Genomic DNA, 26,435 nt, shown 5'->3' with positions numbered 1-26,435 from the left:
GGCCGACCCATCAGGGCCCGCTACTAGACGGAGATGAGGCCCTTGCGGATGCCCTCGGTGACGGCCTCCACACGGTTCGTCACCTCGAGCTTCCGGTAGATGTGCTCCAGGTGCGTGCGGATGGTCGCCTTGGAGAGCGACAGCAGCCGGGCCGCCTCGCTGTTGGACACGCCCTTGGCGATGAGCTGGAGGATTTCCCGCTCGCGGTCCGACAGCGGCTTGAGCAGCGGTTCGTGCGCGGACGCTTCTTCATCCGCTGGCGTGGACTCCGCCACGGCCAGCGGCTCCGTGGGTACGGGCGCGGTGTCCGGCTCCACGCGGAAGTGGCGCAACAGCCGACGCGCGAGGTTCGGCTGGATGACCGTACCGCCCGCGCGCACCTCCTTGATGGCCTCCACGATCTTGTCCACCGTGGCGCCCTTGAGCAGGTAGCCGGACGCGCCCGCCTTCACGGCTTCGAGGACTTTGTCCTCCTCGTCGAAGATGGTGAAGATCAGGATCTCCACCTTCGGGAAGCGGGCCTTCACCTCGCGGGTGACGTCGATGCCGCTCATGCGCGGCAGCCCCAGGTCCAGGAGCAGCACGTCCGGCTGATCGCGCTCCACCTCCGCCAACGCGGCCTCGCCGGACAGCGCGGTGCCCACGATGTCGATGTCCGGGTGGCCCTCGAAGAGGCGCAGCTGGTTCTTCAAAATCTTGGTCTGGTCCTCCACGACGAACACGCGGATGGGGAGGGCGGCGGCATTCGGGGTCGGGTCCACGGGGCGGATCTCCGGTGCGTGTCAGGCGGAAAGACAGGGAAGGGAGAAGGCCACCTGGGCCCCGGCGCCGGGCGCCGAGTCCACCACGATGGAACCCCCGAGCTTCATGGCCCGCTCACGCATGTTGAGCAGGCCGTAATGTCCGCGCGGCGTGCGGCCCGGGTCGAAGCCCTTGCCGTTGTCACGGACCACCAGGTGCACGCCCTCCGGGCTGAAGTCCAGGCGCACCTGGACCTCCTTCGCCTCGGCGTGCTTCGCGGCGTTGGACAGGCACTCCTGGAGGATGCGGAAGAGCGCCAGCTGCGCGTCCGGGGGCAGCTTGCGCGCCAGGCCCGTGCGCTCGAAGCGGATGTCCTGCCCGGTGCGGTCGCGGAACGTCTTGACGTAGTCCTCCAGGCCCTGCGCCAGCTCGAAGTCGTCGCGCATCATCCGCAGGTTGCGGCGCAGCTCTTCGATGGACTCCTCCGCGGTGGCCTTCATCTCGCGGATCTCCGTGCGCAGCCCGTCCTCGCGCGCGAGGTTCAGGATGTACTCCGCCTGGATGATCATCGAGGACAGGGACGCGCCCAGGCCGTCATGGATTTCACGCGCCAGCCGGTTGCGCTCCTCCACCACCGCCAATTCCTTCAGGTCGCCCTGCAGGGATACCACCTCGCGGTGCGCGGTGGCCTCGCGCTCGTTCAGGTACACGAGCACGTAGACGATGATGAAGTTGAGCCCCAGGTACCAGAGCAGCGTGAGCAGCTCCACCGCCGTCACGGAGCGGTTGAGCAAGAGGTCCAGGCGCGTGGTGATGGGCAGCGCCAGGAGCGGCGGCAGGATGGCCAGCGGCTTGGGGAAGAGGATGGCGAAGAGCGTGGTGAAGAGCAGCTGCGTCGCCAGCAGCGGGCTCTGGAGACCGCCGCCCACCTGCGGCCGGGCGATGAGCACCACGGTGATCAGCAGGTCGAAGCACAGCGACAGGTACGTCACCCACCGGCCCGCCTTCGGGTGGTCGATGACGAGCAGGTTCGCGACGCTGTAGATGAGCATCGCGAAGTAGCCCAGGAAGGAGATGGGCCCGTTGAAGCCGAAGTAGCCGCTCCACGCGGGCACCGCGAGGATGAGCAGGCCCAACGTGAGGAACATCATCCGCGCGTAGAACAGCGCGCGGGCCCGGGCGACGAAGCGGTCCTGCTCCCAGGAGGCCGCCGCCTGCTCCGCGGACACGTTGTCCGTGAGGTTGCGGCGCTCCAGCACGGCGCGGACGCGGGCCTTCAGGTCATGGGCCGGATGGTCGTCGCCGGGTCGGGGGTCGCTGTCCATTCGAGCGGCAGCTTACGGGACCTTCCCGGGGAGCGGAATTCCCGGCAAGCCGCCAGGTGAGCATCCTGGCGGGTGCGGAAGGGGTGAAACCGCGCGCCGCTACTTGGGGGCGCCTTCGTCCACGCACGCCTTCTTGGCCTCGGGCTGGCGCTCCAGGACGAAGTCCAGGCGGTCCTTCGTCTCGCCCGTGCGCTCGTCGAACAGGGGCGTGCCGCCCGCGTACATGGTGCCCTTCTGGCTGCCGTACTTGTCCAGGTTGTGGGACTTGAGCCAGCCGTCCACGCAGGCCTCCAGGGCCAGGCGGTCGCTGGCGCCCGAGTCATAGCTCACGGAGCTCGCGTCCTTGGTGCCGGCCTCGGCGGTGGCGGTGGCCTCCGGGGGAGCGGCCTCGCGGCCCGACTGGAGCTCCTCCTTGACGGTGCCGGTCTGCGTGGCGGCGTCGGGGCTCTCCCCGGTGTTCTTGTGGCAGCCGACAGCCAGGGACAGCAGGGTGGAAAACACGAGCGCGCCGGTCAGGTTTTTCATATGTCCTGGCAGGTGAGGGCCGCTTGTGACGGCGGCGGTTTGAAGACGAGACGTGGAGCCGCCGCACCATATTCGTTCGTTCCTCGCGGAGCACCAGCCCCATGCACGGTTCCCCGGATACCGACCACCACGAACGCATTCCCCACGCCACCCGCATCGAGCGCGCGAGGGTGCTGGTGGTGGGAGCGGGCGGCCTCGGCTGCCCGGCGTCGCTCGCGCTGGCGCAGGGCGGTGTGGGCCACCTGACGTTGGTGGATCCGGACCGGGTGGACGTGACGAACCTGCCCCGGCAGCTCTGGCACCGCACCCAGGACGTGGGCCGCTTCAAGGCGGAGTCCGCCGCCGCCGGCCTCCTGCGCGCCTTCCCCGGCCTGAGCGTGGAGGCCCTGCCGGAGCGGCTGGACGACAACAACGCCGAGGCGCTCTTCCGCGAGCACGACCTGGTGGTGGACGCCACCGACGGCGTCGCGACCAAGTTCTTCCTGTCGGACGTGGCGGTGCTCACCGGCGTGCCGCTCGTGTACGGCGGCGTGCTGCGCATGAGTGGCCAGGCCCTGCGGATCGACCCCGGCGGCCCGTGCCTGCGCTGCCTCTACGAGGACGTGCCGCCCCCGGACGCGGTGCCCACCTGCGCGCAGGCGGGCGTGCTGGGCGCGATGGCGGGGCTCATCGGCGCGGTGCAGGCGCTGCTCGCGCTGGAGCTGCTGGCGGGCGCGGCCACGGGCCCCCGAGGCCAGGCCACATTGCACGTGCTCGACGGCGAGACGCTGGAGGGGCGCACCGTGAAGGTGACGCGCGCGCCCGACTGCCCGGGGTGCGCCATCCAGACGCTGCCCCCGTTCCCTTCGTCCCAGGAGGACACCGCATGCCCGACGTGACGGCGACGTTGGACATCACCCGCGAGGTGTGTCCGATGACCTACGTGCGCACCAAGCTGAAGCTGGAGTCGCTGCCCCCGGACACGCTGCTGGAGGTGCTGCTCAAGGGCGACGAGCCCCTGAAGAACGTGCCCCGCAGCGCGAAGGACGAGGGCCACGACGTCGTGTCCCTGGATCCACGCGGGGACGGCACGCACCGGTTGATCATCCGCAAGCGGGGGAAATGAGCGCATGGCCACGATTCGCATTCCGACACCCATGAGGACGCTGACGGGCAACAAGTCCGAGGTCCAGGCCACCGGCTCCACCGTGGGCGAAGTGCTGCGCGACCTGGACGCGCGCTACCCCGGCATGGGCGCGCGCCTCTTCGACGACAAGGGCGCCGTGCGCCGGTACGTGAACGTCTTCCTCAACGACGAGGACGTGCGCGCGCTCAAGGCCCTGGACACGCCCGTGAAGGAAGCGGACCGCATCACCCTCATCCCCGCCATGGCGGGAGGCTGAAAGAGGGCCTCATGGCGCTGCGCGAGGATCAGATTCTCCGCTACTCCCGGCAGATCCTCCTGCGGGACGTGGGCGGGCGCGGGCAGGAGGCGCTGCTGGCCGGTGGCGCGCGCGTGGACGGCCTGGGCGCGTCCGGCCTCACGGCCACCGCGTACCTGGCGGGCGGCGGCACCCCGGTGACGGGCGTGGGCTCGCTGACCATGGGGCCCTGGTCGCCGGGGTTCCTCGCGTCCGCGCACGACGTGGGCCAGCCCGTGGCGGAGGTGCTGGCGCGCGTGATTCCGGAGGTGAACCCGGACGCGGTGGGCACGCCCGGCGGAGGGCTGCTCGCGGAATTGCCGGCGGCCTGGAGCGGTGAGGCCCCCTGGGTCGCGCTGGGCGGCGACGGCGTGCGCGGCGCTGTGGTGTTCCGGGGCCAGGACGGCTGCGTCTGGTGCTTCGGTGAGACGGTGCGCCACCTGGGCACGCCGCCGGATGGAGCCATGGGCGTGGCCCTGGGGGCCCTGGGGGCGCTCGTGTTCCAGCGGCTGCGGCTGGGCCTGGGCCCATCCCTGGGCGGCAAATGGCTGAGCGCCCCGGGCTCGATGACGGACCTGGAGCCGCGCCGGTGCTCGCGCTGCGCCGCGGCGGAAGCAAAGCCCTGATCCCGCCGGAGGTCCTCACCCGGATGATCCAGCACCTGGAGGCCGCGTGGCCCCAGGAGGGCTGCGGCGTGCTCCTCCGGAGCGGGGCGGGGGAGGGCGGCTCCTGGCGGGTCGTCCCGCTGCCCAACGTCTCCCCCACGCCACACATCGCCTACGCCTTCGCGCCGGAGGCGTGGCTCCAGGTGTGCCTGGACGCGGACGCGCGACAGGAGGAGGTGGCCTGCGTCTTCCACTCGCACGTGGACGCGCCCGCCGTGTTCTCCGCGGAAGACCGACGCCAGGCCGCTCCCTCGGGAATCCCACTGCTGCCTCAGGTGTCGTACGTGGTGGTCGCCATACGCGGAGGCCGTGCCGCCTCCGCCTCCCGGTCTGTTTGGCGTGCAGGGGATTTTCAGACTGTTCCGCTTGCATTGGCGGATTTCAGGTTTGAAAAACCCGTGTAAGGGCGGGAACTTGCCCTGCAGCCGACCCCACCTGCGGAAAGGTGGGTCCGAATTGTCAAGTCACTGGGTTTTCGTCTATAAAGCGGCGGTCTATTGGATCTGCCGCGTCCCACGCCGCGTGCAAGAAGCGCTCCGGACGCAGGGAGTTAGAACCCTTATGGCCACCAACACTGGATTCACCCTCTGGCTCACCGGCATGTCCGGAACCGGGAAGACCACCACGGCCGCCTACATCGCGGCCCGGCTCCGCCAGGTCGGACGCAACGTGGAGGTCCTCGACGAGGGCGAACTCCAGAACGACCTGTGGGCCGGCATTGGCGACACCAAGGACGAGCGCAACATGGTGGTGCGCCGCCTGGGCTTCGTCGCCGGCCTGCTGGCCCGCAACGGCACGGCGGTGCTCGTCCCCTGCGTGAGCCCCTACAAGTCGAGCCGCGAGGAGGTGCGCCGCTCGGTGGGCAAGTACGTGGAGGTCTACGTGGACTGCCCCACGGAGAAGCTCATCGAGCGCGACACCACCGGCAAGTACAAGAAGGCGCTCAACGGGGAGATCCCCAACTTCATCGGCATCACGGAGCCGTACGAGCCGCCCACATCTCCCGAGGTGACCATCTACTCCGACACCGAGTCGGTGGAGGATGGCGGGACGAAGATCTTCCAGGCGCTGCTGGACCTGGGCCTGATGTCCACGGACGAGCTGAAGACCATCACCGGCAAGAAGATGAAGGCCAACCCGCTGCCGCCGCCGAAGAAGGCGCGCCGCGACGAGGAGGAGGCCCCGGCCCGCGTCGCCGCCGTGAAGGCCGCCAAGGTCCCCAAGGCGGACAAGGGCTCCAAGGGCGCCAAGGCGCGTCCGGCCACCCGCGCCGCCCGCGTGGGCAAGCCGGCTCCGGCCGCGAAGAAGAAGGCCGCCAAGAGCAAGGCCCGGTAATTCCCACCGTCGTCCCGTCTGTCGAAGGGCTCCAGGTTGCCCGCGCGATGCGCGTGCAATCCGGGGCCCTTCCGTTTTAGGAGTCCCCCATGCTGAGCCCTGAGCGGATTGAAGCCCTGTGTGAAGCGTCCCGCCCCAAGCTGGAGGCGATGCGCGAAGCCCTGCGCGCCCACGGCAGCGCGCTGGTGGCGTTCTCCGGTGGCGTGGACTCCACCTTCGTCCTCGCCATCGCGGCGGAGGTGCTGGGCGAGCGCGCCCTGGCGCTCACCGCGCTGTCCGCCTCCGTCGCCCCGGAAGAGGAGCGCGAGGCCCGTGAGCTGGCGGACCGCCTGGGCGCCCGGCACGTCGTCGTCTCCAGCAACGAGCTGGCGAACCCCAACTACGCCGCCAACCCCACCAACCGCTGCTACTTCTGCAAGACGGAGCTGTACGACCTCTGCGAGGCGAAGCGCGCGGAGCTGGGCCTCGCCGTGGTGCTGGACGGCTTCAACGCGGACGACTTCAAGGATCACCGCCCCGGCCACAAGGCCGCGAAGGAGCACCAGGTGAGCTCCCCCCTGGCGCAGGCCGGGCTCACCAAGGATGAGATCCGCGCGTGGAGCCGCAAGCTGGGGCTGCCCACCTGGGACAAGCCGCAGATGGCGTGCCTGGCGTCGCGCATCCCCTACGGCACGTCCGTGACGCGCGACCGGCTCCTGCAGATCGCCGCCGCGGAGTCGGAGCTGCGCGCGCTGGACTTCAAGCAGTTCCGCGTCCGCTACCACCAGGACGTGGCGCGCATCGAGCTGGCCAGCGAGGAGTACCCCCGCTTCTTCGAGGCGGGCATCCGCGAGCGGATCAACGGCGCCTTCAAGTCCCTGGGCTTCAAGTTCGTGGCCCTGGATCTGGAGCCCTTCCGCTCCGGCCGCCTCAATGAAGCCGCCGGCATCGCCCCCGCGGCCGGGGCAGGGCAGGGGAAGTCCGAGGGCTTCAAGCTCCCGGTGGTGGGGTGAAGGGTTTCCTGATCCCGCTGGCCCTGGTCGTGGCCACCCCTGCCGCGGCCGTGGAGTACCTGGATGACAGCCCCTACGCGCGTCGGCGCTCGCTGATCCTCACGGTGGGCCCCGGGGCCACGTACTCCGAACGGATCAGCGGGGACGCGGCCGTGTCCGGACTCGCCGGGCAACTGGACCTGGGGGCCGCGATCACCGTGGGTTACGAGGGGGACGAGGTGTTCCTCCTCGCGCGCGGCAGCACCGGCCGCCCGGGGGAGGAGCTGGCGCTGATCACCGGCTACCGCAGCCTCTTCGGATCCGAGTCGTGGCGGACCTTCTTTGATCTCGGCGTTTCCGTGCGTCCGATTTCTGGGCCGTGGCTGGGGCCTCGCATAGGGTTCGGCGCCAGACACACCCTCTCGGATCATTTCGCGCTGTACGGCGGGCTCGGCTTCACGTTCGGGTTCGGCTCCGGACTGCGCGCGGACACCGAGCTCTTCACCGGGTTGCAGTGGATCATCCCGGTGGGTTCGGCCTCGTAGGTTGTTTTCTTGAGGTTGTCCGACATTGTGAGAGGGTGTGTGCATCTGTCGGAGGCCACGCACTTGGACATGAATCCCCGCCTCACCTCGGTCGTGTTTCGTCTCAACCGCGAGAAGCTGGACGCCCTGAAGGAGCTGTCGCGCACCACGCGCATCCGTCAGAGCGAGTACCTCCGGGAGGCCATCTCGGATCTGCTGGCGAAGTACGAAGCGCGCTTCGTGGACTGAAGCGCCACGTCAGCCCGGCGGCGCTCCCGTGAAGGGTGGCGCGTCGGGCAGACCGGGCGGGTGGAGGCGCTCGCCGGGCCCGAAAGGGTCCACCGCGGAAGGGTAGCGGACCTCCCACAACACCAGCCCATGCGCCGGGGCCTTGAAGCCGGCCAGGGCGGTTCCCGAATCCAGCGCCGCGTGCCACTGCTCCTCGGACAGGAGCCCCGCGGCCACCTTCAGCGCGCTGCCCACCAGGTACCGCACCTGGTAGCGCGCGAAGCCGTCTCCTTCCAGCCGCGCCTCGAAGAGCCCTCCGCCCAGCTCCCGCAGGGTGGCGGACCGCAACGTGCGCGGCTTCTGGGGACTGGAGCGTTCGTGGAACGCGGTGAAGTCCCGCGTCCCCACGGCGCGGGAGAGCAGTGCCTCCAGCTTCTGGGGCGTCACCCGCTGGCCCGCCTGGAGGGTCTCGTCCGCCGCCACATCCAGGGCGTACGGCCGCCAGGCTTCCGGAGGCGGAGCGCCCAGCGTCAGGTGGTAGCGGTACTCCTTGCCGCTCGCGCTCCACTGGGCGTGGAACGCGCCCGGCGGCCGCTTCGCGATGCACAGCCCTACGTCCGGGGACAGGTGCGGCGCGAGCCTCGCGGGCAGCGACTCCAGGGGCACGTCCTCATCGAGGCGCAGACTGATGACCTGCATCCGCGCGTGCACGCCCCGGTCGGTGCGCCCGGACGGCATCACCGTGGCCGGTGAGCCTGCCTGCTCCAGGGCGTCTTCGAGCGCGTCCTGGACGGTGGGACCTTCCACCTGGCGCTGGAAGCCGCGGAAGTTTCCACCGCGATACCAAGTCCACAGTACGGCGGGAATTCGTCTGGGGGAGGACCTGGCCACAGCGTTGCGGTGTCGACGGGAGAAACACGATACTCCCGCGCGAATGCTGGCCGCTCAAGAACTCGCGATGGACAGTGATGGGCAGTGGCTTTTCCGACAGGGCGACCTGGTGCTGGGGCCCATCACCGCGTCCCAGGTGGTGGAGAAGCTCTACACGGGGGAGTTGACCCCTGACAGCCCGGTGGCCCCGGCCGGTGAGCGGGAGTTCCGCAACCTCCGCGACACCGCCGCCTTCCAGGTGCACATCGCGCGCTTCGAGGCGCAGGGCCGCGTCGCCCAGACGATGCTCGTGGAGCAGGCCCGCAACCAGAAGCGGGTGAAGTTGCTGGCCGGCGTCGCCGCGGGCGTGGCGCTCTTGTTGGGCGTCACCGGCTGGTACCTGGCGCGCAACGCCGCCGTGTACGGCCTGTTCGGCGCCTCGGAGGAGAGCGACGGCATCACCATGGACCCGCCCACCATCCGCCTGGCCCAGGCGCGCGGGGACGACGAGGACCTCTTCGCCTATCCGTCCAACGACCCGCGCCGCCCGGATCGCCCCGCGGGGCAGGGCAGTGGTGGCACCAAGACAAGCGGAAGTGGCGCGGTGGCCACCGCCGCCGTCGCGGGCAACCGGCCGCCGCCCCGCTCGGGCAGCGTCTCCACGGATCCGGACGGCCTGGAGATGGCCCAGCAGTTCGACCAGGGCGCCATCAACCGCGTCGTCGCGGGCAACCAGTCCAAGCTCTTCCGCTGCTTCAAGGAAGAGGCCGAGCGCACCCCTGGCCTGGCCGCAAAGATCCCCATGGAGTTCGTCATCGGGAACGACGGCCGCGTGAACAAACTCTGGGTGGACAACCCCCAGTTCAAGCAGGGCCCGCTCTACGAGTGCTTGTTCTCGGAGCTGAAGAAGTGGCCCTTCAAGGCCTACGAGGGCGAGCGCGCCACCGTGGGGCTTTCGTTCAATATCGGCAAGCGGGGGTAGGGCGACTTTCTTGCCCACCCTCCGGACGTGCCCGATACAACAGGCATGTCCGCCTCTGTCGCCGAAGTCGAAATCGCCAAGAAGGCCATGAGCGTCCCCCCGGGGACGTTCCGCCACACCGTCCTGCTCGCCGCCAAGCGCTTCAAGTCCACCTGGGCGGAGCTGGGCAAGCTGCTCGTCCAGGTCCGGGACGAAGCCAAGTACGAGGAGTGGGGCCACGCCTCCTTCGAGGCCTACTGCCTCAAGGAGCTGCACATCAAGAAGCAGACGGCGCTCAAGCTCACGCGCTCGTTCAGCTTCCTGGCCAAGCACGAGGCCCCGGAAGAGCTCCAGCAGCAGGAGTTCCCGGAGAAGGTCCCCGCCTTCGAGGTGGTGGAAGTCCTGGCCGACGCCGAGGAGCGGGGTCAGCTTTCCCCCACGGAATACAAGTCGCTGCGCGACAGCATCTGGAGCCCGGAGAAGTCCCCCACGGAGCTCAAGAAGGAATTCGCCGAGCGTTTCCCCCGGCCCCCGCCGGAGCCGCCCCCGGAGAGCCTCCAGGTGCGGAAACTGGCGCAGCTGGCGCGAAAGCTCGCCTCCGAGCTGGCGGGAAGCCGTCGAGTCCCCAACGCTGTCGCCGAGCGGGCGGCCGCCCTGGCGGACGATGTCGAAGAACTCGCGTCGAGCGTGACGGACGCCTGAGTCGCTGTTATCCAAGGTCGACCCGTTGACCTGGGCTGAACGCTCCCATGAAAGGGCGCTTCCACCGGGCTTCCTGCCCGAGGGGGAGGGCCCTATAGTGGGTTCAGGGCCTGTAGCAGGTGGGCCTGGAGCCGTCGTAAAGACGTGGGCGGCTTCGCGGGTGTTGGAGTGCGGTGGTCGGCGGAGAAGGTCCCGAACCGGGACCGGCGAACTCGGAGGCGGCAGTGAAGAAGGAGCACCACGTCAACCTGTCCTGCTCGTTCTGCGGCAAGTCGCAGCGCGAGGTCCGGAAGCTCATCGCCGGACCCACGGTCTACATCTGCGACGAGTGCATCAAGCTGTGTAACGACATCATCGCGGACGAGAACGAACGCGAGGAGGGCAAGCCGCAGGTCAGTCTGCCCACGCCGCTGGAGATCAAGGCGTTCCTCGACGACTACGTCATCGGTCAGGACCAGGCGAAGAAGGTCCTCTCGGTCGCGGTCTACAACCACTACAAGCGCATCTACCAGAAGAAGCCGGCCGCCCGGCCGCGCCCCGGGGTGAAGGCCCCTGGCGGCGAGGACGTGGAGCTGCAGAAGAGCAACATCCTGCTGATTGGCCCCACGGGCTCCGGCAAGACGCTGCTCGCGCAGTCCCTGGCGCGCTTCCTCAACGTCCCCTTCACCATCGCGGACGCCACCAGCCTCACCGAGGCCGGCTACGTGGGTGAGGACGTCGAGAACATCATCCAGAACCTCCTCCACAACGCCGACTACGACGTGGAGAAGGCCGCGCGCGGCATCGTCTACATCGACGAGATCGACAAGATCGCGCGCAAGGGTGACATGCCCAGCGCCACCCGCGACGTGGGCGGCGAGGGCGTGCAGCAGGCCCTGCTGAAGATCATCGAAGGCACTCGCGCCAACGTCACCCCGCGCGGCGGCAAGAAGTACAACCAGCAGGAGTACGTCCAGGTCGACACGACGAACATCCTCTTCATCTGCGGCGGTGCCTTCCACGGCATCGACGGCGTGATCAAGCGCCGCGTGGGTGAGAAGGGCCTGGGCTTCGGCGCGAAGATCACCCACAAGGAAGAGCGCAGCGTGGGTGAGCTCCTGGCGATGACCGAGCCGGAAGACCTGATGAAGTTCGGAATGATTCCGGAGTTCATCGGCCGTCTGCCGATGATCGCGACGCTCAACGACCTGAAGGAGGATGACCTCGTCACCATCCTCACGATCCCGAAGAACGCCCTGGTGAAGCAGTACCAGAAGATGTTCGAGATCGAGAAGGTGAAGCTCACCTTCACCAAGGAAGCGCTGCGCGCCATCGCTCGCGAGGCGATGCGCCGTCACTCCGGAGCGCGCGGCCTGCGCGCCATCATGGAGGACGCCATGCTGGAGATCATGTACGACGTGCCGTTCCGCGAGGGCGTCAAGGAGTGCAAGATCACCGAGCAGGTGATCACCAAGCACGAGCCTCCGCAGATCGTCATGGAGAAGGAAAAGAAGACCGCCTGAGGTTTCCCCCAGACGGTCGGTGGTTCCATCCGGCGCCCCTCGCCTCCAGCAGGCAGGGGCGCCGTGGTGTTTCTGGCGCCGGGTACCGCGTCAGCTCTGCGTGACGCGCACCGTGGTCTTCATCTCGCGGCCGGTGGCGGGGTCCTTCGCGCGCATGGTGAGGATGCCCTCCACGCTCACGTCGAAGATGATCTCCACGTTCACCGTGCCGGCCTTGGCGGGCATGATCCCGGAGAAGGTGAACTCGCCCAGCAAGTCGTTGCGCGCCACCGTGTCGTGGTCGCCCTGGTAGATGCGCATGGCGAGCTCGGTCTGATTGTCGATGCTCGTCGTGGCCAGGAGCTGCTTCGCGTTGGGGATGGACGCGTTGCGCGGGAAGACGACGTGGAAGCCGCCGTCGCCGCGCTCCAGGCCAATGGCCATGGGAATCACGTCCAAGAGCTGGATGCGCAGGTTGGTGTTGTCCTCGAGCGAGTGCGCGTAGAGCGCCGCGCCAATGGCCACCGCCTCGTCCGGGTGCACGCCCTTGCTGGGCGGCTTGCCGAAGAACTTGGTGAGCCGGTCCTGCACGACGGGCATGCGCGTCTGGCCGCCCACGAGCATGACCTCGTCGATGTCCTTGGTGGACAGGCCCGAGTCCACCAGCACGCGCGCGACCATCTGGAGGGTGCGGTCCACCAGCTGGTTCGTCAGCTGCTCCAGCATCTTGCGCGTGAACTTCATCTCGATGTTCAGCGGCTGGCCCTGCGCCGTCATCGTGATGAAGGGGATGTTGAAGGGGACCTCCTCGCGCGCGGACAGGTCGATCTTCGTGCGCTCGGCCAGGTCCTTGATGCGCTGCATGGCCACCGGGTCCGTGGCCAGGTCGATGCCCGTCTTGGCCGCGAAGTCCTTGAGGACGTGGTGGATGATGGCGTTGTCGAAGTCGATGCCGCCCAGGAACACGTCGCCGCCGGTGGCCTTCACCTCGAAGACGCGGTCGCGGATCTCGATGATGGAGACGTCGAAGGTGCCGCCGCCCAGGTCGTAGATGACGACCTTCTCCTTGAGCGTCTTGCCCACGCCGTAGGCGAGCGCCGCCGCGGTGGGCTCGTTGATGATGCGCACCACCTCCAGGTCGATGAGCTTGCCGGCGTCCTTCACCGACTGGCGCTGCCGGTCGTTGAAGTACGCGGGCACCGTCACCACCGCGCGCTTGATGGGCGTCTTCAGGTAGTTGGAGGCGACGTCGCGGATCTTCCCCAGGATCTTGGCGCTGATCTCCTGGAGGGAGAACTCCTTCTTGCCGACGTCCAGGGTGACGTCGTTCTTGGTGCCGGCGCGCATGTTGTACGCGACGGCCTTCTTCATCGTGCCGACGACGTCACTGCTGTAGTTCACCCCGACCAGGCGCTTGGAGCCATAGACGGTGTTGCGCGGGTTGAGCTGCCACTGGCGCTTCGCCTCGAAGCCGATGAGCTCATTGCCCTTGTCGTCGATGGCGAAGATGGAGGGGATGGTGTACTCGCCGCCCTTGTAGGGGATGAGCTTGACGTTCCCGCTTTCCTCGACGATCGCCGCGCACGAGTTCGTCGTGCCGAGGTCGATGCCGATGATGGGCTCCTTGTGCATCGCGTGTGGGCTCCGGGTGAGGCGCTGCGGCTGGATGGGGTGTGGCTTCCCGGGACCGTATCTCACCCGTCCCGGGTGCGCGAATCGCGAACCATCCGTCATCCGACGGACGCCCTCAAACTTCCAGCGCCCCTGAACCTTCCACCCCCGGGCCGCCCGCCTGGCCGGGTGGGACACGGCCGGCGTCCAAGCGCGCGACCCCGAACACACCGCCCGCCAGGGCAGGGCGGGTCGCTTTACATCCCAAGGGCCGGGAACGAAGGTCAGCCCCGGGGGTTCACATGCGACGGCGAAGCGCCGTGGCTACATCCGAGAGACCACCCATCCACAGAGGGGAGCCGCCGTGGAAGCGAAGGGCTATCTGCAGGAGGTGGGCGCACAGGTCAGCGCCGACTTCGTCAAGAACCGCTCCATCCTGTCCTTCGAGGAGTACCTGTCGCTCTTCTTCACGGACCCGAAGGGGCAGTCGCGCAACGCGGCGCAGTACCTGCGGGACGTGATGGACCACTACGGCACGGAGATGGTGCCGCACCCCACCGGCACCATCCGGCGCTTCAAGGTCTTCGACGTCCCGTCCGCCGAACACGACGGCCGCGTCGCCGGGCAGGAGGAGGTGCAGAACGCCCTCTACCGCATCCTGGGCAACTTCGTGCGCGCCGGCCGCATCAACAAGCTCATCATGCTGCACGGCCCCAACGGCAGCGCGAAGTCCAGCCTGGTCAACGCGCTGAAGCAGGGCATGGAGGACTACTCCCGCCAGCCTCAAGGCGCCCTCTACCGCATCGCGTGGGTCTTCCCGTCGGAGAAGCTGATCAAGGGCTCCATCGGCTTCGGTGAGCGCGCGGGCGCGAAGACCGCCGAAGGCGAGCTCACCACGTACGCCCACCTGGACGCGGAGGCCCTGGACCTGCGCATGCCCTGTGAGCTGCGCGACCATCCGCTGTTCGCGGTGCCTCCGGCGGAGCGCAAGGGCCTCCTGGAAGGGGCGCTCAAGAAGAAGGGCCTGGGCAACGGCGACGGGGCGACAGGGGACTTCCTGTTGTCCGACTACGTGCGCGAAGGCGAGCTGTGCGCCAAGTGCCGCCGCATCTACACGGCACTGCTCAACGCCTACGGCGGGGACTACCTCAAGGTCCTGCGCCACGTGCAGGTGGAGCGCTTCTACGTGTCGCGCCGCTACCAGGTGGGCACGGTGACGGTGGAGCCGCAGATGAGCGTGGACGCCGCCGCGCAGCAGATTTCAGCGGACCGCACCCAGCTCAACATGCCCGCCGCGCTGCACAGCACGGTGCTCTTCGAGCCGCACGGCCCGCTGGTGCACGCCAACCGCGGCCTCATCGAGTACGCGGACCTGCTCAAGCGCCCGCTGGAGGCCTTCAAGTATCTGCTCGGCTTCAGTGAGACGGGCGAGGTGCCCCTGGAGCCCTTCGTGCTCCAATTGGACGAGGTGCTCATCGCGTCCTCCAACGAGAAGCACCTAGGGGCCTTCAAGGAACTGCCGGACTTCGCGTCGTTCAAGGGCCGCATCGAGCTGGTGCGCGTGCCGTACCTGCGCCGCTACAAGGTCGAGCAGGAGATCTACGACGCGCAGATCACCGCGACGTCCGTGGGCAAGCACGTGGCGCCGCACGCGACGGAGGTGGCCGCGATGTGGGCGGTGCTCACGCGCCTGAAGAAGCCCATCCCGGACCGCTACCCGGCCAACGTGAAGCCACTGGTGGATCAGGTGGCCCCGGTGGAGAAGCTGCACCTGTACCAGGAGGCGGGCGTGCCCGCGCGGCTGTCCTCCGCGAACACCAAGGAACTGCTCAAGCTGCGCGAGGAGATGTACGAGGAGTCCGACGCGTACCCCAACTACGAGGGGCGCTCCGGCGCGAGCGCGCGTGAAATCAAGACGGCTCTCTTCAACGCCGCGCAGAACCCCGACTACAAGTGCCTCCACGCGCTGGCGGTGCTGGAGGAGCTGCACGCGCTCTGCAAGGACAAGAGCGTCTACGAGTTCCTCCTCCAGGAGGTGATGGACGGCTACCACGACCACGAGACCTTCGTGCGCGTGGTGGAGGGCGAGTACCTGGACCGCGTGGACTCGGAGGTGCGCGACTCCATGGGCCTGGTGTCGGAAGGGCAGTACCGCGAGCTGGTGGAGCGCTACATCCAGAGCGTCAGCCACTGGGTGCGCGGGGAGAAGATGCGCAACCGCGTGACCGGCGAGATGGAGAAGCCCGACGAGGCGCGCATGGCGGAGGTGGAGGCCATCGTGATGCCGCAGGGCGAGGCGCCTCCGGACTTCCGCCGCGGGCTGATCGCCAGCATTGGCGCGCACCGGCTGGACAACCCGGACGGCGCCATGGACTACCCGCGCATCTTCCCGGACATGTTCAAGCGCCTGCGCGACCACTACTTCGAGGAGCGCAAGCGCGTGCTGCGCAAGAACAAGGAGAACGTCCTCAAGTACCTCTCCGAGGACCGCAACCAGCTCTCCGCGCGCGAGCAGACCCAGGTGCAGGACACGCTCAAGACGATGGCGGAGCGCTACGGCTACTGCGAGTTCTGCGCGAAGGACGCCATCCTGTTCCTGATGCGCCAGCGCTACACCTGACGGGTGGGGGAGGGCAGGCATCCGCTAAGCCGATGCCTGCTCGCCTGCTTTTCATTCCGGGCCGGGGCTCGGGATGATGGGACCTCACACCGAGTTAGCGCGTGTGTCGTCGTCTTTCGTCCCTCCCCATCCTTGCGCCTGGAGTGTTGATGAACCGGTTGCTGTTGGGCACCCCCCTCCTGTGGGCCCTCGTGTCGTGCGCCAGTGCTCCGTCGCAGTCCTCCGCGGACACTCCGGTCGCGACGCACACGCAGGCTCCGCTCCGGGTGGAGCGGGCGCTGTCCCGGCCCGAGCCCACGCCGCAGCCCACGCGCAAGGCGATGGTGCGGCGCATCCTCCCGCTCAACGTGCGGCTGGTGACGACGGAGGGCGGCAAGGTGCGCCGCTCGGCGTCGGGCGTCGTCATTGGCACGGAGGCCGGCGATGCCGGGCCCGTCAGCTACGTGCTCACCAACGCGCACGCGGTGGAGCAGGGTGATTTGACGGACCCCGTGCTCAAGGTCGTGTTGGACCGGCGCGCGGAGACGCACGAGTACGCCGCGGAGGTGGTGGCCATGGGCCAGGTGCCGGACGTGGACCTGGCGCTGTTGCGCGTGACGGGGGTGACGTGGCCCGTGGCGGAATTGGCCGCGGACGATGAGCCGGAGCCCGGCGAGGACGTGGTGGTGGCGGCGTCCCCGTACGGCCGCGCGCTGTCCATTTCCGGCGGCATGGTGTCCCAGGTGGAGTGGGACAAGGAGACGAAGCACCCGCGCATGCTGAAGACGGACGCGCCCATCGGCTACGGGGCCTCCGGCGGTGGCATCTTCAGCATGGAGACGGGGCGGCTCCTGGCCATCGTGGAGGGCTACCGCACCGCGAAGGTGGACTTCGAGGTCGCCTCCCAGAACTTCAGCTTCGACGTGCCCATGCCCGGCGAGACGTTCGCCGCGCCCAGCGCCAAGGTGCGCGGCTTCCTCCAGGCGAAGGGCTTCGGCCGGCTCCTGGAGCGCTCCGCGGACGCGGAGGGTGCGGGGCCCCAGAAGACCGCCAGTCGTTGAGCCAACAGCCCCGGACCGAGAAATTGGTGCGGGCCTGATCCAGCGTTAGAGCTGCGGGCTCTTTCGCTGGAGGGTTCACGCGCATGTCCGCTCGGGGCAATTGGGATCAGTACTTCATGGACATCGCCCAGCAGGTGGCCACGCGCGCCACCTGCGACCGCAAGCACGTGGGCGCGGTGCTGGTGCGGGACAAGACCATCCTGTCCACCGGCTACAACGGCGCCATCCGCGGCCTGCCCCACTGCGATGAAGTGGGCCACATGATGGAGAACGGCCACTGCGTGGCCACCGTCCACGCGGAGGCCAACGCCATCATCCAGGCCGCGAAGAACGGCGTCGGAATCGATGGGGCGACCATCTACACCACCGCCAGCCCCTGCTGGCCGTGCTTCAAGCTGATCGCCAACAGCGGCTGCACCCGCATCGTCTTTGGCGAGTTCTACCGGGACCCGCGCATCTTCGAGTACGCGGCCCGGCTGGGCCTCCAGCTCGTGGGCCTGGGCGCCGCCGCGCAGCCGCCGTCGCCGGCTACCGGCACCTGAGGGCGGACGCGCTGTCCGGGGGTGGACAACCCCTGGACACGCTGATCGCCCGGGATGGGGTTCCCGTTCGTTGAATGACACTTCTGAGTGGTCCTAAGTGGCTGTTCCGACACGGGAATTTTAGAACTCCGGCAAGAATTACCGACCCAGGGTTGACGATCCCAGGGGTGCTCCCTAAATCCTGGCCTCGGTAGGGCGGCGGCGGGGGTGGGGAGACGGAAATTCCTAGGAGTTCCAGGTGGTTAACTCATCTGTCATGGCCAGCAGTGTGCCTTCTGTCCAGGAAGTGTCGGACCCTGTGGTGGGCGCGGCCCGCTACGACGCGGTTCCGCCCTTGATGGACAGCCTGCTGCACGACGTGCGCAACCCGCTCAACGCGCTCGCCATCCATCTCGAGGTGCTCTCCGAGAAGCTCAAGGGCGAGTCCGGCCAGGTGCCGGCCACGCAGGAGAAGAACCTCAAGGCGATGCGCGAGCAGATCGCCCGCGTGGATGGCCTGCTCAAGCTCTTCTCCGACTTCATGGTGTTTCGCGGGGCGATCCCTCCGGGGACGCGCCGCTGTCGGACGCCACCGGTAAGGCCCTGGACGTGCTGGGCCACGAGAGCCGCCGGCGCCGCCTCCAGGTCCAGCGCCTCATCGAGCCGGACGTGCAGGCCCACCTGGAGGACACCACCGAGCTGGGGTTCTTCCTGGTGCAGGTGCTGATGCGCGCCTTCCAGCGCGCGGAGTCCGGCGCCACCGTCGTCGTCTCGGTCCGCGCGGAAGGGCCGAGCGCGGTGCTGGAGGTGTCGGACGGTTCCTCGGCGCCCGAGCGGGCGACGGACACCGTGGCGGCGCTGACGCTCCGCGCGGCCCAGCTGGGCATCGAATTCGTCGTGGAGGCGGGCACGTGCCGCCTCGTGTTTCCGCGCGCCTGAGGTTCCCCCCTTCAGGCGCTGTCGGTCTTCCATCCGGTTTCATCACGCTTCATCGCAGTGGAGGTTTTCACCTTGGGCAGCGCACGAATCCTGGCCGTGGATGACGAACGTGAGACCTGCGAGGCCCTGGCGGAGATGCTGTCCGCCTGGGGTCACAAGGTCGAGACCGCGTTCGACGGGCATGACGCCCTCCGCAAGGCCGGTGAGTTCCGGCCCGACGTCGTCCTGTCGGATCTCGCCATGCCGGAGACGGACGGCCTGTGGCTGTTGCGCAACCTGCGCGACGAGCTGCCGGATTGCCCGGTGGTGTTCCTCACCGGCCGCGGCACCATCGACACCGCCGTGGAGTCCATCCGCGAGGGCGCCTACGACTTCATCGTGAAGCCGCTGGACACCGCGCGGCTCAAGGTCTGCATCGACCGCGCGCTGGAGAAGAAGGAGACCATGCGCGAGGTGCAGACGCTCCGGCGCCGCCTCAAGCAGCTGGGCTCCACGGACCTCATCGCCGGCTCCACCGGGATGCGCAAGGTCATCGAGATGATCGAGAAGGTGGCCCCCTCCAAGGCCTCTGTCTCCATCAGCGGCGAGTCCGGCACGGGCAAGGAAGTGGTGGCCCGCACGGTGCACAACCTGTCCCTGCGCCGCGACAAGCCCTTCATCGCCATCAACTGCGCGTCCATCCCCGCGACGCTGATTGAATCCGAGCTCTTCGGCCACGAGCGCGGCGCCTTCACCGGCGCGGATCAGCGCCGCCCGGGCGTGTTCGAGATGGCCCACGGCGGCACGCTCTTCCTGGACGAGTTGGGTGAGATCCCCATCGATCTCCAGGCCAAGCTGCTGCGCGTGCTGGAGGAGGGCCGCCTGCGCCGTCTGGGCGGCAAGGTGGAGATCGAAGTGGACGTGCGCGTGCTGTCCGCCACGAACCGCGACCTGAAGCAGGAGATCAAGAACCAGCGCTTCCGCGAGGACCTCTACTTCCGCCTCAACGTGTTCCAGTTGCACCTGCCGCCCCTGCGCGAGCGCCGGGACGACGTGCCCATCCTGGTCCAGCACTTCGTGGACAAGTTCCGCGGGGACTCCGCCAAGCGTGTCTCCGGCGTGCACCCGGACGCCATGGAGGTGCTCAAGAACTACGACTGGCCGGGCAACATCCGCGAGCTGCGCAACGCCGTGGAGCGCGCCGTCATCCTCTGCGATGGGGAGCTGATCACCCGCGAGCACCTGCCGCCCGACATGGCCGGCAAGAGCCCGGAGCGCCACACGTTCAAGCTGCCGTTCGGCCTGAGCCTGGACGCCGTGGAGCGCGAGTACATCCTGGGCAGCCTCCAGCGGAACGGGAACAACAAGGCCCGCACGGCGGAGGTGCTGGGGGTGAGCGAGAAGACGCTCTACAACAAGCTCAACCGCTACGCGGCCGAGAACCGCGCGCAGGGCACCCCGGGTGGCGGCAGCCCCCTGGGAGGCCAGGGCAATGACGGCCCCATGAGCGCCAGCAGCTTCCTGACCCGCTGATCCGCGCCCCGTCCGGGCCCGGCAGTTCGCCTGCCGCTGACCTGACGGGTAGGCAAGAAGGCCCGGATTCCGGGCCCTTGGCAGGGCTCCTGGAGGGCACGCACGGGGCCTCCCCAAGCCGGTTTAAAGGGGCGGGGGAGGTCTCGAAAACCCCTGTCAATTCTTGACTTTTCCCCCCTGGACGGGGGATCCTCCGGGCCTCTCCCACCCGTTGGTGAGGGCCCGGCCGGGACGTCTCAATTCGGGCCACGTCCGCCCCCCATGGTGCGGTCGTCCGACGTGAGTCATCTGGGGTGCCGCCGGGGGGGCACAAGGAAGGCCACAACGCAATGAGCGACGCGCGAGTTCTTCACTTCTTCGGCGGCAAGGGCGGGGTCGGCAAGACCACGCTTGCGGCAGCGTACGCGGTGAGGCTCTCCGAAGAAGCGCCCAAGCACCGGGTGCTGGTCGTCTCGTTGGATCCGGTCCAGTCCCTGTCGGACCTCGTGAAGAAGAAGCTGCCGGCGAAGCCCACCAAGCTCCAGGCGGGCAAGGGCGAGGGCGGCCTCTTCGGCGCGGAGCTCAATCCTCCCGCGCTGCTCAAGCCGTTCCTGGCGGAGTACCTGCCGGCGCTGGCGAAGGCAGCCGTGAAGGGCACGCACCTGTCGGACGAGGAGATGGGCAAGCTCTACCAGCAGGCGGTACCGGGGCTGGAGGAGCTGGTGGCCCTCTTCCACGTGGTGGACCTGCTGGAGTCCGGCGACTACGACCGCATCGTGGTGGACACGGCGCCCACCAGCCACACGCTGCGCCTGTTCGACCTGCCCGCGCAGCTGCGCAAGTTCCTGGGCTTCGTGAAGGCGGGCCAGGACCGCGCCGCCCCGGCCCCCAGCGGCAAGGGCAAGAAGGCGGCCGCTGCCGCCGCCGCCGCGGAGGGTTCCGGCGGCTTCCTGGAGCAGGTGGGCCAGAAGGCGGAGAAGCTGCTCGCGCTGCTGAAGGATCCGGCGCGCACGGCCTTCCACCTGGTGGCGCTGGCGGAGCCGGTGCCCGAGGCGCAGACGCGCATGTACTTCACCCAGCTGCGCGAGCGCGGGCTGCCGGTGACGGAGGTGGTGGTCAACCAGGTGGAGGACCACCAGGGTTGCCCCGCGTGTCAGGGCCGCCGCGGCCTTCAGGCGCCGCACGTGCGCAAGTACCAGGCGCTGGACAAGACCGTGCCCGTGAACCTGCTGGGCCGCCGCGAGGTGGCGCCCCGGGGGCTGGACGGGCTGAAGGAGTTCGCCAAGGAGTGGGCGGCGGGCAAGGAGACCAAGGCGCTGGAGTTCAGCGCGGCCGAAGGGCCTCCGGCGCTGGTGCGCGCCCCGTCCATGCCTCCCATCGCGGCGCCTCCGCTGCCGCCCACGCGGCTCATCTTCTTCGTGGGGCAGGGCGGGGTGGGCAAGTCCTCCTGCGCGGCCGCCGCGGCGGTGACGCTGACGGAGAAGGAGGGGCCGGTGCTCCTCATCTCCACGGATCCCGCGCACTCGCTGTCGGACGTGCTGCAGAGCCGCCTGACGGACACCGAGACCCAGGTGAAGGGCACCAAGGGCCTGTACGCGCGCGAGCTGGACATGGCGGGCTGGTTCAACGCCCTGCGCAAGCGGCTGAAGGAGAAGGCGGAGAAGGCGTTCGAGGGCGCGCCCAAGGCGGGCAACGACGTGCCGGCGGACCTGCTCTACCTGCGCAACCTGCTGGAGTGCGCGCCCCCGGGCATCGACGAGCTGGCGGCCATGTCCGTGCTGACGGACGCGCTGGTGCAGGAGCGGTTCAAGCGCATCGTGGTGGACTCGTCGCCGCAGGTGACGAACGTGCGCGTGGTGGAGCTGGCGGACACGGCGAAGACGTGGCTGGGCGCGCTGCACGGCATCCTCAACAAGCACCGCGCCAAGGGCCTGGGCGAGCTGGCGGATGACCTGGCGGCGATGCTCAAGCACGTGAAGCGCTTCGAGGACGCGCTGGCGTCCCCCAGCGAGTCGCGCTTCGTGGTCGTCACGCGCGGCGAGGACCTGGCGTCGTCCCGCACGGAGCGGCTGGTGGAGTACCTCAAGGAGAAGAAGCTCCAGGTGGAGCGGGTGCTCGTCAACCGCGTGGGCCCCAAGTCCACCTGCGAGAAGTGCGAGAACCGCCGCAAGCTGGAGCTGAACGCGGCCAAGGCCATGGAGAAGAAGATTGGCCTGCCCGTGACGATGGCGCCCGCGCTGGGCCGTCACCCCGCGGGGCTCCGTGAGCTGAAGGCGTTCCGCACCGCCTGGTACGCGCTGTCCGCGCCTCCGGCGAAGATCAAGGCGGCCTGAGGTTTTCCGCCGCGCCGGGCTCCTCTCAGTGGGGGCCCGGCACGAGCTGGGACAGCGGCAGCCGGTGGGGAACCGCCCGGCGCGCCTGGCCCAGCAGGTCCACCGCGGTCGCCTTGAGTGAGCGCGCCGTCGGGGCCGCCGGCACGTTCAGGTGCTGATGGAGCACCCAGCCCGGCCCCAGGAGCATCAGCGCCACCGCCGGCACGATGCACAGGGTCACCACCGCGCTGGCGCCACCCACCGTACCCAGCACACGCAGCACCGGGGATGCCTGGATGCGCGGGCGCTGCAGGGCCGCGAGGATGCGCGCGAAGAGGGCGCCGCCCACGAGCCCCAGCACCGTGGCCAGTCCCCAGCTCAGCCCTCCCACCGGTGTTCCGAGCACCGGCTCCAGCAGCGGAGGCGCCAGGGCTCCCAGCACGAAGGCGAGGACGAAGGGCGCGACCGCGATGATGGCGGCCAGCCCCCAGTGTCTGGCGTTGAGTCGGTGCACGGCTTCCCCCTTCGGCTACGGGAGGAAGGTGGGCACCGGCAGGCAGGCGCGCCAGGGCGGTGTCCCCTGGGGCGCGGGTAGGCGTGCACGGGGCGTCACTTCACGTCAGGCGTCGCACTCCGACGGGCTGTCGGTGAAGCCGCCCAGGGGCTCCGGGAAGGTGAGGGCGCCCGCCTCGCTGAGGGTGCCGGTGACGGGCGCGGCTTTGGGGAGCTTCACCTCCACCGTGCGGCCCTTGACGGTGTACGTGCCCGCGGTCCGGGACTCGCGGGGCGTGCCGGAGTCGTCCACGTCCCGCCTCCAGAGCTCCACGCGGCCTCCGTCCTGGAACTTCAGGGCCCGGACGGTGCCGTAGACGCCCACGCCGGGGCCGTACCAGGACACCGCCCGCAGGAGGGCCGGCACGTCGGCCTCCTTTTCGGGCGTGCGGCCCAGCAGCTTCTGCCAGCCGAGTGTGTCCCGGATGACGTCCAGGTCCCGGTCCTCCTTCGCCCGCTGGAGGCGGCGCGCGTCCAGGCGCACGGCGGTGGCCAGCTTCTCCAGGATGACGTCGCGGTGGGCGCTGTACTCGCACACCTTGCCCTGCTTGCGCAGGACGCCCAGGGTGGCGGCGGCGTTGTAGTGAGCCAGGGCGTAGTCTGGGGTGGCCTGTGCGGCTGCCTGGAACTTCTCCAGGGCCTCTGGATAGCGGCCGGACTGGTAGAGCCGGAACCCCTGCGTGTTGAGGGCCCGGCCGGAAGGAGGCGCGGCCGGAGCGGCGGACAGCGTCAGGGCCAGCAGGGAGAGGGCGAGGACCATGTTGCTCCAGACGGGCGGTCCCCCCGGACATTCCAGGGGGGTGCGTAACCGCTTGCGCGTTGATCGGTCTGAACCCTGGTGCTAGTTCGGCGCCATGGCAACCGGCATTGGCTACGCGCTCGACTTCGAGCGCCCGCTCATCGAGCTGGAGAAGAAGATCGAGGAGCTGAAGGCCCTCTCCACCAGCGGCACCGTGGATTTCTCCTCTGAAATCTCCAAGCTGGAGAAGAAGGCGAAGAAGCTCCAGTCGGAGATCTTCAGCGACCTGACCCGCTGGCAGGTGGTGCAGCTGTCGCGCCACAACGCGCGCCCGTACTTCCTGGACTACGTCCAGTACCTCTTCACGGACTTCTTCGAGATGTGCGGCGACCGGCACTTCGGCGAGGACCCGTCCATCGTCGGTGGCTTCGCGCGCTTCGACGGCAAGACGGTGATGGTCATTGGCCATCAGAAGGGGCGCAACACCAAGGAGAACATGGCGCGCAACTTCGGCATGCCGCGCCCGGAGGGCTACCGCAAGGCGCGCCGGCTGATGGAGCTGGCCGAGCGGATGGAGAAGCCCATCCTCACCTTCGTGGACACGCCGGGCGCGTACCCGGGCATCGGCGCGGAGGAGCGCGGCCAGGCGGAGGCCATCGCCATGAACCTGGAGGTGATGAGCCGGCTGCGCGTGCCCATCATCTCCACCGTGGTGGGCGAGGGCGGCTCCGGCGGCGCGCTGGCCATTGGCGTGGGCAACCGCGTGCTGATGTTCCAGAACAGCGTCTACTCCGTCATCTCCCCGGAGGGCTGCGCCTCCATCCTCTTCCGCGACGCGACGAAGGCGGACAAGGCCGCGGACGCGATGCGCCCCACGGCGCAGGACCTGCTGGAGATGAAGATCATCGACGAGGTGATTCCGGAGCCTCCGGGCGGCGCGCACCGCGACCCGGCCAAGGCGGCGGAGTCCCTGGGCAAGGCGCTGCGCAAGCACCTGGGCCAGTTGGCGGAGCTGCGGCCGGACGCGCTGGTGCGCGACCGCTACGACAAGTTCCGCGCGCTCGGCATGTTCTCCGGCAAGTAGAGGTTCACACCCCATGCGACCGCTTGTTCCTCCCTACGTCGAGACGCTCAAGGCCTACGTTCCGGGCAAGCCCATCGAGGAGACCGAGCGGGAGTACGGCCTCAAGGGCGTCATCAAGCTGGCCTCCAACGAGAACCCGCTGGGCCCGTCGCCCCGCGCGGTGGAGGCCATGCGCAACGCCGTCGCGCAGGTGAACCTGTACCCGGACGCCACCAGCTTCCACCTGGTGCGCCGGCTCGCCGCGCACCTGGGCGTGAAGCCGGAAGAGGTGGTGCTGGGCAGCGGCTCCAACGAGCTCATCGAGCTGCTCATGCGCACGTTCACGACGCCCGAGGAGGAGATCCTCCTGTGCAAGGGCTCGTTCCCCGCGTACCGCATCTCCGCGCAGGCGCACGGCCGTGCGTTCGTGGAGGTCCCCATGCGCGAGGGCTTCCGCTACGACCTGGACGCCATGGCCCGCGCCGTCACGCCGCGCACGCGCATGGTGTTCCTGGCCAACCCGGACAACCCCACGGGCACCACGTTCGGGCGCAAGGACCTGGAGGCGTTCCTCGCGGCCGTGCCGAAGGACGTGCTCGTCATCCACGACGAGGCCTACGCCGAGTTCGTGGACTGGCCCGACTATGCGAGCGCCGTGGAGCTGTTCCACGCGCACCCGAACCTGGTGGGGCTGCGCACCTTCAGCAAGATCCACGGGCTGGCCGGCATCCGGCTGGGCTGCGCGGTGATGGACGCAAAGCTCGCGGGCTACGTGCACCGCACGCGCATGCCGTTCAACCTGACGACGGTGGCGCAGGCGGCGGGCATGGCCGCGCTGGAGGATAAAGAGCACGTGGAGCGCACGCGTGAGAACAACCGCGTGGGCCTGCGCTTCTACGCGGAGGAGCTGCCGAAGCTGGGGCTCACGCTGACGGACAGCCACGCGAACTTCGTCTTCGTGGACTGCCACCGTCCGTCCGCCGAGGTGTATGAGCAGCTGTTGCGCCGGGGCGTCATCGTGCGGCCCATGGCGGGCAACGGCCACCCGAACTGCCTGCGTATCTCCGTGGGCACGCCCCAGGAGAACGCGCGCTGCGTGGCCGCGCTGAAGGAGGCCCTGTCATGAGCGCGCGTCCGTTCATCGTCGCCATCGACGGGCCGGCCGGGGCGGGCAAGTCCTCCGTGTCCAAGCTGCTCGCGCGGCGGCTGGGCTTCGCGCTGGTGGACACCGGCGCCATCTACCGCTGCGTGGCGCTGATGGCCTCGCGCGAGGGCATCGCGTTCGACGACGACGCGAAGCTGGGCGAGCTGCTCGGGCGCGTGCGCATCCACTTCCAGGTGGTGGGCGAGGAGAACCACGTCTTCCTGGGCGGCGAGGACGTGTCGTCGGAGATCCGCACGCCGCCCATCTCCATGGGCGCGTCGCAGGTGTCCGGGCGGCCGGTGGTGCGCGCGGGGCTGCTCGCGCTCCAGCGGCGGCTGGCGCTGGAGGCGGCGTCGGGCGCCATCCTGGAGGGCCGGGACATCGGCACGGTGGTGTTCCCGGACGCGGACGTGAAGTTCTTCCTCCAGGCGAACCCGGAGGTGCGCGCGCGCCGCCGCTTCGAGGAGCTGTTCCAGAAGGGCGTGGACAGCAGCCTGGAGGGCGTCCTCCAGGACCAGACGCGCCGGGACGCCGCGGACTCCGGCCGCGAGGTCGCGCCCCTGAAGCCCGCCGACGACGCGGTGCACGTGGACTCCAGCAGCATGCCGCTGTCGGAGGTGGTGCAGTCGTTGGAGCAGGAAATCGAGCGCCGCCGGGCCTCGCGCGGCGCCTGAG

The 26,435-nt window shown here is 69.0% G+C and carries 29 protein-coding genes; 22 read left to right on the top strand and 7 right to left on the bottom strand.

What is annotated here, in order from left to right:
- Positions 1-23: 23 nt before the first annotated feature.
- The 3 genes from ACX114_RS21430 to ACX114_RS21420 all read right to left on the bottom strand — a co-directional run bounded on the left by ACX114_RS21430 (position 24) and on the right by ACX114_RS21420 (position 2,591).
- Positions 24-761 carry a response regulator gene (locus ACX114_RS21430; RefSeq protein ID WP_459287292.1) on the bottom strand — a complete coding sequence of 246 codons (738 nt, stop codon included), beginning with the start codon at positions 759-761 and terminating at the stop codon, positions 24-26.
- Positions 762-782: 21 nt separating this feature from the next.
- A complete protein-coding gene (locus ACX114_RS21425) occupies positions 783-2,066 on the bottom strand; it encodes a sensor histidine kinase (protein ID WP_206794141.1) in 1,284 nt (427 codons plus the stop codon).
- A 99-nt stretch (positions 2,067-2,165) separates the two neighbouring features.
- A complete protein-coding gene (locus ACX114_RS21420; protein ID WP_459287290.1) occupies positions 2,166-2,591 on the bottom strand; it encodes a hypothetical protein in 426 nt (141 codons plus the stop codon).
- 101 nt (positions 2,592-2,692) lie between these two features.
- Between ACX114_RS21420 and ACX114_RS21415 the strand changes: the two genes are divergently transcribed.
- The 9 genes from ACX114_RS21415 to ACX114_RS21375 all read left to right on the top strand — a co-directional run bounded on the left by ACX114_RS21415 (position 2,693) and on the right by ACX114_RS21375 (position 7,735).
- Positions 2,693-3,469: a HesA/MoeB/ThiF family protein gene (locus ACX114_RS21415; RefSeq protein ID WP_459287288.1), complete on the top strand. Its 777-nt coding sequence runs from the start codon at positions 2,693-2,695 to the stop codon at positions 3,467-3,469.
- Positions 3,457-3,696 (top strand): sulfurtransferase TusA family protein, encoded by a 240-nt coding sequence (locus ACX114_RS21410; RefSeq protein WP_014396694.1) that lies wholly within the window; start codon positions 3,457-3,459, stop codon positions 3,694-3,696. The genes ACX114_RS21415 and ACX114_RS21410 overlap by 13 nt, the downstream gene beginning before the upstream one ends.
- Before the next feature lie 4 nt (positions 3,697-3,700).
- Positions 3,701-3,973, top strand: a complete 273-nt coding sequence (locus ACX114_RS21405; RefSeq protein ID WP_459287286.1) for a ubiquitin-like small modifier protein 1 — start codon at positions 3,701-3,703, stop codon at positions 3,971-3,973.
- A gap of 11 nt (positions 3,974-3,984) precedes the next feature.
- Positions 3,985-4,617, top strand: coding sequence for a ThiF family adenylyltransferase (locus ACX114_RS21400; protein ID WP_459287284.1), 633 nt, complete (start codon positions 3,985-3,987; stop codon positions 4,615-4,617).
- The gene (locus ACX114_RS21395) at positions 4,536-5,060 is read left to right on the top strand and encodes a M67 family metallopeptidase (protein ID WP_459287282.1); all 525 of its coding nucleotides are present in this window, start codon (positions 4,536-4,538) and stop codon (positions 5,058-5,060) included. The genes ACX114_RS21400 and ACX114_RS21395 overlap by 82 nt, the downstream gene beginning before the upstream one ends.
- Before the next feature lie 157 nt (positions 5,061-5,217).
- On the top strand, positions 5,218-5,991 hold the full coding sequence (cysC, locus tag ACX114_RS21390) for an adenylyl-sulfate kinase (protein ID WP_459287280.1): 774 nt from the start codon (positions 5,218-5,220) through the stop codon (positions 5,989-5,991).
- Between the two features lie 89 nt (positions 5,992-6,080).
- Positions 6,081-6,983, top strand: coding sequence for an ATP-dependent sacrificial sulfur transferase LarE (larE, locus tag ACX114_RS21385; protein ID WP_459287278.1), 903 nt, complete (start codon positions 6,081-6,083; stop codon positions 6,981-6,983).
- Positions 6,980-7,507 (top strand): hypothetical protein, encoded by a 528-nt coding sequence (locus ACX114_RS21380; protein WP_459287276.1) that lies wholly within the window; start codon positions 6,980-6,982, stop codon positions 7,505-7,507. Before larE ends, ACX114_RS21380 begins: the two co-directional genes overlap by 4 nt.
- Before the next feature lie 63 nt (positions 7,508-7,570).
- Positions 7,571-7,735, top strand: a complete 165-nt coding sequence (locus tag ACX114_RS21375) for a ribbon-helix-helix domain-containing protein (protein ID WP_014396701.1) — start codon at positions 7,571-7,573, stop codon at positions 7,733-7,735.
- Between the two features lie 9 nt (positions 7,736-7,744).
- Here ACX114_RS21375 and ACX114_RS21370 read toward each other — a convergent pair whose 3' ends face one another.
- Positions 7,745-8,605, bottom strand: coding sequence for a tRNA pseudouridine synthase A (locus tag ACX114_RS21370; protein ID WP_459287273.1), 861 nt, complete (start codon positions 8,603-8,605; stop codon positions 7,745-7,747).
- Positions 8,606-8,648: 43 nt separating this feature from the next.
- On the opposite strand from ACX114_RS21370, the gene ACX114_RS21365 reads away from it, so the two are divergent.
- The 3 genes from ACX114_RS21365 (at position 8,649) to clpX (ending at position 11,749) form a co-directional block, all read left to right on the top strand.
- Positions 8,649-9,566: an AgmX/PglI C-terminal domain-containing protein gene (locus ACX114_RS21365; protein ID WP_459287271.1), complete on the top strand. Its 918-nt coding sequence runs from the start codon at positions 8,649-8,651 to the stop codon at positions 9,564-9,566.
- A 27-nt stretch (positions 9,567-9,593) separates the two neighbouring features.
- Positions 9,594-10,247, top strand: a complete 654-nt coding sequence (locus ACX114_RS21360) for a hypothetical protein (protein WP_459287269.1) — start codon at positions 9,594-9,596, stop codon at positions 10,245-10,247.
- Between the two features lie 224 nt (positions 10,248-10,471).
- Complete coding sequence (gene clpX / locus ACX114_RS21355) at positions 10,472-11,749, top strand: ATP-dependent Clp protease ATP-binding subunit ClpX (RefSeq protein WP_014396705.1); 1,278 nt, start codon at positions 10,472-10,474, stop codon at positions 11,747-11,749.
- Between the two features lie 90 nt (positions 11,750-11,839).
- Here clpX and ACX114_RS21350 read toward each other — a convergent pair whose 3' ends face one another.
- Positions 11,840-13,360 (bottom strand): Hsp70 family protein, encoded by a 1,521-nt coding sequence (locus tag ACX114_RS21350; RefSeq protein ID WP_459287267.1) that lies wholly within the window; start codon positions 13,358-13,360, stop codon positions 11,840-11,842.
- A gap of 343 nt (positions 13,361-13,703) precedes the next feature.
- Here ACX114_RS21350 and ACX114_RS21345 point away from each other — a divergent pair, with 343 nt between their 5' ends.
- From ACX114_RS21345 to ACX114_RS21315, 7 genes are all read left to right on the top strand, one after another.
- Entirely contained in the window at positions 13,704-15,959 is a 2,256-nt protein-coding gene (locus ACX114_RS21345; RefSeq protein WP_459287265.1) for a PrkA family serine protein kinase, read from the top strand.
- A 149-nt stretch (positions 15,960-16,108) separates the two neighbouring features.
- Positions 16,109-16,999, top strand: coding sequence for a trypsin-like peptidase domain-containing protein (locus tag ACX114_RS21340; RefSeq protein ID WP_459287263.1), 891 nt, complete (start codon positions 16,109-16,111; stop codon positions 16,997-16,999).
- Positions 17,000-17,082: 83 nt separating this feature from the next.
- Positions 17,083-17,541 (top strand): deoxycytidylate deaminase, encoded by a 459-nt coding sequence (locus ACX114_RS21335; RefSeq protein WP_014396709.1) that lies wholly within the window; start codon positions 17,083-17,085, stop codon positions 17,539-17,541.
- Between the two features lie 256 nt (positions 17,542-17,797).
- Positions 17,798-18,247, top strand: coding sequence for a histidine kinase dimerization/phospho-acceptor domain-containing protein (locus ACX114_RS21330; protein WP_459287261.1), 450 nt, complete (start codon positions 17,798-17,800; stop codon positions 18,245-18,247).
- Positions 18,130-18,459, top strand: coding sequence for a hypothetical protein (locus ACX114_RS21325; RefSeq protein ID WP_459300415.1), 330 nt, complete (start codon positions 18,130-18,132; stop codon positions 18,457-18,459). Before ACX114_RS21330 ends, ACX114_RS21325 begins: the two co-directional genes overlap by 118 nt.
- A 72-nt stretch (positions 18,460-18,531) precedes the next feature.
- Positions 18,532-19,971 (top strand): enhancer binding protein Nla6, encoded by a 1,440-nt coding sequence (gene nla6 / locus ACX114_RS21320; RefSeq protein WP_206794183.1) that lies wholly within the window; start codon positions 18,532-18,534, stop codon positions 19,969-19,971.
- A gap of 329 nt (positions 19,972-20,300) precedes the next feature.
- Positions 20,301-22,283, top strand: a complete 1,983-nt coding sequence (locus ACX114_RS21315; protein ID WP_459287259.1) for an ArsA family ATPase — start codon at positions 20,301-20,303, stop codon at positions 22,281-22,283.
- A gap of 25 nt (positions 22,284-22,308) precedes the next feature.
- On the opposite strand, the gene ACX114_RS21310 is transcribed toward ACX114_RS21315, so the two are convergent.
- Together ACX114_RS21310 and ACX114_RS21305 are read right to left on the bottom strand one after the other, a co-directional pair.
- A complete protein-coding gene (locus ACX114_RS21310) occupies positions 22,309-22,776 on the bottom strand; it encodes a hypothetical protein (RefSeq protein ID WP_459287257.1) in 468 nt (155 codons plus the stop codon).
- 105 nt (positions 22,777-22,881) lie between these two features.
- Positions 22,882-23,574 (bottom strand): tetratricopeptide repeat protein, encoded by a 693-nt coding sequence (locus ACX114_RS21305; protein ID WP_459287255.1) that lies wholly within the window; start codon positions 23,572-23,574, stop codon positions 22,882-22,884.
- Between the two features lie 94 nt (positions 23,575-23,668).
- Here ACX114_RS21305 and ACX114_RS21300 point away from each other — a divergent pair, with 94 nt between their 5' ends.
- The 3 genes from ACX114_RS21300 to cmk are packed head-to-tail and all read left to right on the top strand — an operon-like array spanning position 23,669 to position 26,434.
- Complete coding sequence (locus tag ACX114_RS21300; RefSeq protein WP_459287253.1) at positions 23,669-24,637, top strand: acetyl-CoA carboxylase carboxyltransferase subunit alpha; 969 nt, start codon at positions 23,669-23,671, stop codon at positions 24,635-24,637.
- Positions 24,638-24,650: 13 nt separating this feature from the next.
- Positions 24,651-25,742: a histidinol-phosphate transaminase gene (gene hisC, locus ACX114_RS21295; protein WP_459287251.1), complete on the top strand. Its 1,092-nt coding sequence runs from the start codon at positions 24,651-24,653 to the stop codon at positions 25,740-25,742.
- Entirely contained in the window at positions 25,739-26,434 is a 696-nt protein-coding gene (gene cmk / locus ACX114_RS21290; RefSeq protein WP_459287249.1) for a (d)CMP kinase, read from the top strand. Before hisC ends, cmk begins: the two co-directional genes overlap by 4 nt.
- The last annotated feature ends 1 nt before the right edge of the window (position 26,435 follow it).

Source organism: Corallococcus sp. M7, from assembly GCF_054512695.1.
Note: the sequence above shows the minus strand (reverse complement) of the source record. Positions and strands in the feature narration are given on the sequence as shown.

Coding starts and splice junctions, on each gene's coding strand:
- ACX114_RS21425 (WP_206794141.1), bottom strand. CDS start 2,066: ATGGACAGCGACCCCCGACCCGGCGACGACCATCCGGCCCATGACCTG.
- ACX114_RS21420 (WP_459287290.1), bottom strand. CDS start 2,591: ATGAAAAACCTGACCGGCGCGCTCGTGTTTTCCACCCTGCTGTCCCTG.
- ACX114_RS21415 (WP_459287288.1), top strand. CDS start 2,693: ATGCACGGTTCCCCGGATACCGACCACCACGAACGCATTCCCCACGCC.
- ACX114_RS21410 (WP_014396694.1), top strand. CDS start 3,457: ATGCCCGACGTGACGGCGACGTTGGACATCACCCGCGAGGTGTGTCCG.
- ACX114_RS21405 (WP_459287286.1), top strand. CDS start 3,701: ATGGCCACGATTCGCATTCCGACACCCATGAGGACGCTGACGGGCAAC.
- ACX114_RS21400 (WP_459287284.1), top strand. CDS start 3,985: ATGGCGCTGCGCGAGGATCAGATTCTCCGCTACTCCCGGCAGATCCTC.
- ACX114_RS21395 (WP_459287282.1), top strand. CDS start 4,536: ATGGCTGAGCGCCCCGGGCTCGATGACGGACCTGGAGCCGCGCCGGTG.
- cysC (WP_459287280.1), top strand. CDS start 5,218: ATGGCCACCAACACTGGATTCACCCTCTGGCTCACCGGCATGTCCGGA.
- larE (WP_459287278.1), top strand. CDS start 6,081: ATGCTGAGCCCTGAGCGGATTGAAGCCCTGTGTGAAGCGTCCCGCCCC.
- ACX114_RS21365 (WP_459287271.1), top strand. CDS start 8,649: ATGCTGGCCGCTCAAGAACTCGCGATGGACAGTGATGGGCAGTGGCTT.
- ACX114_RS21350 (WP_459287267.1), bottom strand. CDS start 13,360: ATGCACAAGGAGCCCATCATCGGCATCGACCTCGGCACGACGAACTCG.
- ACX114_RS21340 (WP_459287263.1), top strand. CDS start 16,109: ATGAACCGGTTGCTGTTGGGCACCCCCCTCCTGTGGGCCCTCGTGTCG.
- ACX114_RS21335 (WP_014396709.1), top strand. CDS start 17,083: ATGTCCGCTCGGGGCAATTGGGATCAGTACTTCATGGACATCGCCCAG.
- ACX114_RS21330 (WP_459287261.1), top strand. CDS start 17,798: ATGGCCAGCAGTGTGCCTTCTGTCCAGGAAGTGTCGGACCCTGTGGTG.
- ACX114_RS21315 (WP_459287259.1), top strand. CDS start 20,301: ATGAGCGACGCGCGAGTTCTTCACTTCTTCGGCGGCAAGGGCGGGGTC.
- ACX114_RS21305 (WP_459287255.1), bottom strand. CDS start 23,574: ATGGTCCTCGCCCTCTCCCTGCTGGCCCTGACGCTGTCCGCCGCTCCG.
- ACX114_RS21300 (WP_459287253.1), top strand. CDS start 23,669: ATGGCAACCGGCATTGGCTACGCGCTCGACTTCGAGCGCCCGCTCATC.
- hisC (WP_459287251.1), top strand. CDS start 24,651: ATGCGACCGCTTGTTCCTCCCTACGTCGAGACGCTCAAGGCCTACGTT.
- cmk (WP_459287249.1), top strand. CDS start 25,739: ATGAGCGCGCGTCCGTTCATCGTCGCCATCGACGGGCCGGCCGGGGCG.